The organism is Paenibacillus daejeonensis DSM 15491 (assembly GCF_000378385.1).
GTDB classification, from domain to species: Bacteria; Bacillota; Bacilli; order Paenibacillales; family Paenibacillaceae; genus Paenibacillus_D; species Paenibacillus_D daejeonensis.
Window position 1 is genome coordinate 154181 of the sequence record NZ_KB899661.1, and the last position, 8535, is coordinate 162715.

Consider the following 8535-nt stretch of genomic DNA (forward strand, 5'->3'; position numbering starts at 1 on the left):
GTACAAACAGACCCCTCGCCTCCCTATCTAAAGGATAGGAGCCGGGGGTCTCACACAGTACGAAGAGCATATCGTCATGCCAGTATCCAGCCATTCCCGAATCTAACGCTCCCCACGAGAGTGTCGATTATTGGTGAGCAACCGTGTATATGGAGCGATAATTGAGGATCGCCAACCTGTAAGGGAACTGAGCGACCTTATTATGGTTTTTTCAGCATGTGTTTGCATTCTATCGGAACTCAGCGCCGTTATTTAATGAAAATGCCGATAAAAACGTAGGTTTTGAACTCCATAAGGTCTTTCAGTTCCGTTAGATTTAGAAAACTTGGGCATTGCGCTTGGATAACGTCGGTCAGTTCCGTTAGCACCTGCCCCGCCCCCATATTTTCACTCTAACGCTCGCCACGATTATCTCTTCGCTTCATCGCTTCCTGCTCCCGGAAAACTGACGGCGACATACCGTACTTTTTCTTGAACAGGGTAGAGAAATAGGTGGTATTGTAAATTCCCACAGACTCGCTGATCTTAGCGGCTGTATGATCGGTGGTCGCCAGCAGCGTCCGGGCCTTCTCCAGCCGGATACCATTAAGGTATTCGCTGAACGATTGCCCGGTTGCCCCCTTGAACAGCTTCCCCAGGTAACTGGAGGACAAGCCAGCCACATTGGATAGCAACTCTAGAGATAGACTGGGCTCGTCGTAATGTGCCTGAATATAGTTTTGTACCTTCTCCATCACGACATTATGCTTTTGTGCATTCAGCCAATGATTTTTCTCCTCAATCAGACTACATATTCTGGTTCCATACCGGTTGAACAGACCCAGGATATCCTCCACATATTCAGCTGACTCGATCTCGGCCACCGCATCCAGATACGCTGCAAAATCAGCATCCGGGAGCTGCCGCAGGTAATCAAAATGCTTGAGCAGGGAGAGCATGCATTGGATGCTGTATGTGACCACCTGGTTAACCGAACCGGGAGAAACGTGCGCCATGAAACGCTCAGCCGCTTCCTGGACGGATTCCGGTTTGCCGGATTGAACGGCCTCAATCAGCCGTTTCTCCAGTTCCGTCGGATAACTAATTGAAGTCATGATATGCGATCGGGTTTTCTGGGCATCCAGAATCGAACCTTTGCCATAGATCAGACGATACCTGACATATTGCAGCGCCGAGGTGTAGGAGAGCGCGATATTCTTGCGGCCGTAGGTCACATCTCCAACACCCATCGAGACCGACAGCTTGAAGTATCGCTCCATGAAGCCTTGCACCTCGCGCAGCGCAGCCTCCAGCCCCGCAGGCCGCTCGTTTTGGGCATATTGACAGAGCGCCACCGCCTCATTCTCCCCTGTAATCAAGTAATCGCAAGCGCCAAACGGCTCCAGCATTTCCTTAGCGATATTCCCCAAGGCAAAGCGCAGCAGCGGCTTGTGCCCGATCTCCGTCCCGCCGGACGACGGCTCCGGACTGTTATCAAACTTGAACACCACCACGCAGAAATATGAGCCGGCAAGCTCCTCCTCCAGCCCCGCGATCAGCTCTTCGGGTACGGTGGCATCCTGGGTGTGGCTTCTGAGCAGCGAATGCAGATAATGCTCCCGCACCGTCCGGGAAGAGCGGTTGATGACGAATTGCATCGATCGCTCCCGCTCCTCCAGCGAAGAGAACGTATCGGCCATCACCTGATATTCGTCCACGAAGGATGTCTTCAACGGCTCCGACCGCTGCATGATTTTTTCGAACAAGGCCGAGAACGGACGATAAATGCTCTTGCTCAGGTAGACCGACGCCAGCAGTCCGATCAGCACGAGGCCTCCCGTCACCAGCAAGGTCATCTGGCGGAGCCGATCAATGTTGGAAATCAGACTGGCATAGGGGGTAACGCTTACAAAATACCAGTCCAGCTCCTCGGACTTCACATACGCGACGAGCTGCTTTTTGTCGTCGATGGTGGCGATGAAGCTGTTCTGCTTCGTATCCTGTCCGAGAATCCGCTGCACATACGGCGCGTACGACATCTCGTTCAAAAACAGATTAGCATCCGTATGAGACAGCACCTTGCCTTCCTTGTTCATCACGAACACATTATTGCCGGCCTCGGTCTTGCCGATGTTGCGGATCGTATTGAGGATAGACTCCTCCTCCACATTAATATAGATGAGCGAATTGCCCGACGTCTGCAACGAATAATCCGGGTACAGCAAGAACGTCAGCAAGCGCAGCGGCTCATTGCCGTTCCGGTTTGGAACAAGCAGCTTGCGTGGATAGAACTCCATGTATTGCTCGGCGCTGATCGCATAGAGCGACGAATCGAACGGCAGTCCGGCCGTGTCGACGATCGTGTTGGTGGAAGGACGATAGATCCCGATGCTATAGATGTGCAGATAAGCGCTTTGTATTTGGGACAATTGACGGAAGATATGGTAGTTTTCCGTTTTGTCCTCTGCAGTATCATTGAGAAAGGAAGCAATCTCCGGCTGGGTCAGCAGACTATTGCCGATCGTCATCGCCTGGTTGTACACCACATCGGAAGCGTAGCTGATCTGGGATAACATCGCTCTGGAATTGCGATCGATCTCTTCGACAGCGCTCCTGGAGAAAAAATAAAACAGATAGGTCGAGAGCAAACTGACCGTAAGCAGAATGAGTAGAAAATAGGAAATGGTAAGCTTCTGAAAAGCTTTGTACCGGACAAGCCGTCCCATCGTTATGCGCATAAAAATTCCCCCGTTACTGCTGATATAGCCTCTTCAATATAGTTGAAAGCCCCTCAAAAAGATACGTCATTCCTTAAAAATGAAGCCCAGGACGGATATTTGAAAGCCCTGGTCCTGAAATATGAAAGCCAAAACCGATCTTTTAAATTGGCACCGCTTCCCGGCTGGGATAGAGTTAGGGCAGACACTTTTAGGAGGGGTGCAACCGTGGAAAAGAGAAGGCGATTGGCGTTCGGCCTGTTTTCGGATATCCGCAGGAACGGGACATCGTATCTGCTCATCCTGCCGGCGATGGCGTATACGTTTATTTTCGGCTATATGACCTACCCGTATATGATTATTGCGTTCCAGCGCTTTAACTATACGAAGGGCATCTTCAACAGCGAGTGGGTGGGCTTTCAAAACTTTGAATTCTTCTTCCGCTCTTATAAGGCGGTAAGCGTCACCTTCAATACCTTGTTTCTCAACCTGCTCTTTATTGTGTTCGGTACGCTGACCGCGCTTGCGATAGCGCTGCTGCTGAACGAGCTGCGCAAGAAGCTGTTCGTCAAGCTCAGTCAATCGGTCATGTTGTTCCCGCATTTCATCTCCTGGATTGTGGTGAGCTACGTGCTCTATGCGTTTTTCTCCATGGATATGGGGATCATCAACCAGGCACTCAATGCGCTTGGCCTCGCCTCCGTCAACTGGTATACGGAGCCGGAGGTGTGGCCGGCCATCCTCACCGCGATGAATGTATGGAAGGGCGCGGGGATGAGCGCAGTCATCTACCTGGCTACCATCACCGGCATCGACGAGACGTTATACGAAGCCGCAGAGATCGATGGGGCCAACCGCTGGCAGATGTGCCTGCGCGTCACGTTGCCGCTGATGATGCCGACGGTTATCATCCTGACCCTGCTGTCGATCGGCAAGATTATGTACGGCGACTTCGGCATGATCTATGCGTTGGTCGGCGATAATGGCACCTTGTATTCGACGACGGATATTATCGACACGTATGTCTTCCGTTCCTTACGCCAGATTGGCGACCCTTCGGAGGCGATGGCGGTCGGGCTGTTCCAATCGGTGATCGGGTTTATTCTCGTCTTCGGCACCAATGCGATTACCCGCCGATTCTTCCGAGACGGCGCCCTGTACTAAGGAGGTAAAAGGATGAGGAAATTTTCGTTAGGCAGTGCAATCATGTATACGCTGATCTCGCTCTATGCGGCCATCTGTTTGCTACCGATGCTGCTGGTGCTGATGATTTCCATTACGGACGAGGATGCGATCTTAAGAAATGGCTACAGCTTTTTCCCGGACAATTTCTCCTTGTATGCCTACAAGCTGATCTTCACGGGCGGCTCCCAGGTTATGCAGAGCTACGGCATCTCCATCTTCGTCACGGTTGTCGGCACGCTGCTTGCCGTTACGGTGACGGCGATGGCCGGCTATACGCTGGCAAACAAGCATGTGAAATTCCGCAACTGGATGGCGCTCTACTTCTTTATCACGATGATTTTCTCAGCGGGTATTGTGCCTTGGTACCTGATGAACCGGATGCTGGGACTGACCGACAACATTCTGGCGCTTATTATCCCGTCGCTGCTGTTCAGTCCCTTCAATCTTTTCCTGGTGCGCAACTTCATGAACGGGGTGCCGGATTCGCTGCGCGAGTCGGCGACGATTGACGGGGCCAACGATATTACGATTGCCTTCCGCATCTACCTGCCGCTCTGTACACCAGTATTGGCAACGATTGCGCTCTTCTACGGTCTGGATTACTGGAACAACTGGTGGAATGCCATCATGCTCATCGACAGTAAGTCGCTGTATCCACTCCAGTTCATGCTGCTGCAGCTGCAATCCGAAATCAGTATGCTCAATGAAATGACGATGTTGGCCGGTTCGAGCGACGTGACACTGCCTGCGGAATCAGTCAAGATGGCGACGGCGATCGTGACGATCGGGCCGATCGTATTCCTCTACCCATACTTGCAGAAGTATTTTGTCAAAGGGCTGGTTATCGGCTCGGTCAAAGGCTGATCGATCCCCTTCGGGGTTGATGATAGATGAACACCATACCAAGGAGGTCAATTCTTATGAAAAAGCAGATGGCCATCACGTTGTCGGCGGTACTGGCGCTATCGGCGCTGGCTGGGTGCGCGGGCGATTCCAACCCGTCCAATTCATCCAACACGCCTACGGCGCCGCAGACAGAGAACGGCGAGCAGACGGCCGAGACGGTCAAGATCAAATATGTCGTTCCCGGCACCGAGCCCAAGGACTATCAGCAGGTGTACCAGAAGGTCAACGAGAAGCTGGCGGCAGACGGCGTCGGCGTGGAGGTGGAGAAGCTCTATATTCCGTGGGATGCGTGGGATCAGAAGCTGAACCTGATGCTCTCCACCGGCGAGGAATTCGATCTGTTCCATGTCATGCAGGACAGGACGCCCTTCTCCAGCTACTATAACCGGGGCGCGCTAGCGGATATCTCCGAGGAGATCGAGGCCTATGGCGAGCATCTGAAGTCGAATATTCCGGCAGATATCTTCGACGGGGCGAAGATTAACGGCAAGCATTATATCGTCCCCACCTACTGGGTAGAGATGGCAAGCGAAGGCCAATTCAATATCCGCCGCGATATCCTGCGCGAGAACAATCTCGAAGAGCCGACGACGCCAGCGGAGCTGATCAGCGCCTGGGAGACCGTCATGAACAACTGGAAAGGCAGCAATAAGCCTTATCTTGGCACGCGAGCGGACTTCGATCCGATCTCTCTGCACACGTCGGTGCTGCACCGTACGTACGATACGTTCCCCTTCACCGTCAAGGATAAGTTTTTCTATGTCAATCAGAACGGCGACATCCGATCCTGGTTCGAAACCGAGGAATTCAAGCAAGACGCAGCCTTTATGCGCGAGCTCTACACCAAAGGACTGACCAACCCTGACATCCTCGTCATGAAGCAAGAGCAGGTCGATGCCCAGCTCGATAGCGGTGAATGGTTCGTGCGTCTCGGGACGGGCGGCAGCCTGACCGGGATGCAGAAGTATAACCCGGATGCGACAGTGGACGATATCGGCGTGGTCTGGTTCAACCCGGAGAAGGAATATCTGCGTCCGCTCGCCTTCAAGAATGGCAATGCCGTGCCGGTCAACAGCAAGCACCCGGAAGCGGCCGTCAAGTTCATGAACTGGATGCTGGCCAGCCAGGAGAACTACGATCTGGTTCAGTATGGCATCGAGGGTACGCATTACGAGAAGGACGGCGACAAGGGCTTCACGCCGATCCGCGACCCGCAGAACAACAACAATTCGCGGTACAGAGGCTCGGATTCGCAGAACGGCAACGTGAACTTCATGCGCTTTGACCTGGAGAGCAGCATTCCCGAGAACAATCAGGTGTTGTTCGAGCCAAATCCCGAGGCGATCAACAGTATCGCAGCCAATTTTGTCTTCGATCCGACGAATGTTCGAACAGAGTACACCAATATTCTGTCCGAGGCTACAGCCAGCATCACGCCGATCTACATGGGCGTCCAGGATTACGACAAGGCCTTCCCTGCAGCAATCGACAAGATGAAAAAAGCCGGACTCGACCGGGTCGTGGCAGAATACCAGAAGCAGTTTGAAGCGTACCTGGCGGAACAATAGAGAATAAGGAAGGCGTGAAAGCTGTGACTTTAAAGGAGCAACGCATCGCTTTTGAAGCCGCCAAACAGATCTACGACCGTGCAACGCTGACGTTTCATGGCGTAGAGGGCTTCGATGTCTACAATGTATCCGTTCCGTTCGTGCGGGATGGCAAGCGGTATCTGTTCGGACGCGTGGAACGCAGAGAGGAATGGGCTCGCTCGTGGGTGCGCCTGTTCGAGGAGACGGGTGCCGATGAATGGACCGTCGTGGAGGGCAGCATGATCTATACGCTGGAGGACCCGTACATCAGCGAGATCGACGGAGAACTGGTGCTGGGCGGGACGCATGTACAGTACCAAAGCGGCAAATACAGTACATTTTTCGGCTATTTCTTCCGGGGAACCGATCTGCATGATCTGTATTACTTCACCACCGGCCCCAACAAAATGAAAGACATCCGCCTCGTGCCGCTGGCAGACGGACGGATCGGCGTCTTCTCCCGGCCTCGCAGCGCGGAGATGCGCAGCGTCTACGGCAGCGAATCGATGATCGGCTTCACGGTCATCGACTCGCTCGACGAGTTGACCGCTGATAGCATCGAGCGTGCGCCCTACATCCACGGCATCTTCGGCGAAGGCGACTGGGGCGGCGTCAATCAGGCGTATCTGCTCGATAGCGGGAAGATCGGCATCATCGGCCATATTTGCTACCGGGACCAGGATGTATCCGAGGTGGAGCAGCGGGTCTACCTGAATATGGCCTTCGTATTCGATCCGGTCACCCGGGAGTCGATGGATCTCCGTCTGATCGGCAGCCGTCCCTGCTATCCACCCGGTCCAACCAAAAAGCCGTATCTACTCGACTGCGTGTTTGCCTCGGGCATCGTGATGCGCCCGGACGGCAAGGCTGATCTCTACAGCGGCCTCGGCGACTGCCAGACGGGACGTATTACGATCGACTATCCGTTCGAGGGTCATGGACGGCTAGTCTAAGTATGGCTCAGAGACAAAGGATAGGAGGAAAGTAAAATGCCACACACGAAATTGCCCCTGATCGGGGCATTGACGTCGAGCCCGGTGATCCGGCGGCACCCGGCCAATCCCGTGTTGGATGCGGCCCGTGTGCCGTATCCAACAGCGCTTGTCTTCAATGCAGGCGTTGCCAAATTCAATGGACGTTATATTATGGTGTTCCGCAATGATTATGGCTCGCTGGAGCACCAAACGATCGAGCCGTCGCACACGACCGATCTGGGGATCGCCTTCAGCGATGACGGGGTGAACTGGACGGCGGGGCGGAAGCCGGTATTCAAGCTCCGCGATGAAGAGATTGTGCGCGCCTACGACCCGCGTCTAACGGTCATCGACGGCCGCTGTTACCTGTGCTTCGCCGTCGATACGCGGCACGGCATCCGGGGCGGCGTTGCGGTCACGGATGACTTCGAATCATTCGAAATCTTGAGTCTCTCGACGCCGGACCTCCGCAATATGGTGCTCTTCCCAGAGAAGATTGGTGGCAATTATGTCCGGCTGGAGCGGCCATTCACCGTGTATAGCCGCGGTGGGGCCGACCGATTCGACACCTGGATCTCGGAGTCGCCGGATCTCGTGTACTGGGGCCGCTCCGAGCTGCTGCTGGCGGTGGAGCAAGTGCCGTTCGCCAACGACAAGATCGGTCCGGCGGCGCCGCCGGTGAAGACGAGCAAGGGCTGGCTGACCACCTTCCACGCGGTCGATGTAGATCCGACCAGAGGCAAGAACGGCTGGGAGCCAGCCTGGCGGAAGCGCTACACGGCGGGCATTATGCTGCTCGACCTCGATAATCCGAAGCGCATCCTTGGCATGAGTACTTCGCCCTTGCTTGCCCCGGAAGCCCCTTACGAGACGGACGGCGGCTTCCGCAACGACGTCATCTTCCCCGGCGGCATGATCCTGGAGGAGGACGGCGAGGTGAAAATCTACTACGGTGCCGCCGACACGGTGGAATGTCTGGCTACCGCCCATGTGGATGATTTGATTCAGCTGTGCCTAAAGAACTGAAATTGGACTCGTAGATATGATCCGTTATGCTCTAGGAGCAGGGGGGCGACTAGCCCCCTGGCTCTCACACCACCGTACGTACTGCTTGCACGCGACACCCACCTCCGTACCGCCTCTCCAACGAAAGTTTCTTGCCTTGCACGCACCATCCACCTCCGT

6 protein-coding genes are annotated in these 8535 nt (G+C 54.4%); 5 read left to right on the forward strand and 1 reads right to left on the reverse strand.

What is annotated here, in order from left to right; genetic code table 11:
- Positions 1–392: 392 nt before the first annotated feature.
- The gene (locus F556_RS0111850) at positions 393–2717 is read right to left on the reverse strand and encodes a helix-turn-helix domain-containing protein (RefSeq protein ID WP_020617173.1); all 2325 of its coding nucleotides are present in this window, start codon (positions 2715–2717) and stop codon (positions 393–395) included.
- Positions 2718–2924: 207 nt separating this feature from the next.
- On the opposite strand from F556_RS0111850, the gene F556_RS0111855 reads away from it, so the two are divergent.
- Genes F556_RS0111855 through F556_RS0111875 form a run of 5 tightly spaced genes read left to right on the forward strand, consistent with a single transcriptional unit; the run spans position 2925 to position 8376 of the window.
- Positions 2925–3860: an ABC transporter permease gene (locus tag F556_RS0111855; protein WP_026297247.1), complete on the forward strand. Its 936-nt coding sequence runs from the start codon at positions 2925–2927 to the stop codon at positions 3858–3860.
- Positions 3861–3872: 12 nt separating this feature from the next.
- Positions 3873–4745, forward strand: coding sequence for a carbohydrate ABC transporter permease (locus tag F556_RS0111860; RefSeq protein ID WP_020617175.1), 873 nt, complete (start codon positions 3873–3875; stop codon positions 4743–4745).
- Positions 4746–4801: 56 nt separating this feature from the next.
- Positions 4802–6355 (forward strand): extracellular solute-binding protein, encoded by a 1554-nt coding sequence (locus F556_RS0111865; RefSeq protein WP_020617176.1) that lies wholly within the window; start codon positions 4802–4804, stop codon positions 6353–6355.
- 23 nt (positions 6356–6378) lie between these two features.
- The gene (locus tag F556_RS0111870) at positions 6379–7329 is read left to right on the forward strand and encodes a DUF1861 family protein (protein ID WP_020617177.1); all 951 of its coding nucleotides are present in this window, start codon (positions 6379–6381) and stop codon (positions 7327–7329) included.
- 36 nt (positions 7330–7365) lie between these two features.
- The gene (locus tag F556_RS0111875) at positions 7366–8376 is read left to right on the forward strand and encodes a glycoside hydrolase family 130 protein (protein WP_020617178.1); all 1011 of its coding nucleotides are present in this window, start codon (positions 7366–7368) and stop codon (positions 8374–8376) included.
- Positions 8377–8535: the final 159 nt, after the last annotated feature.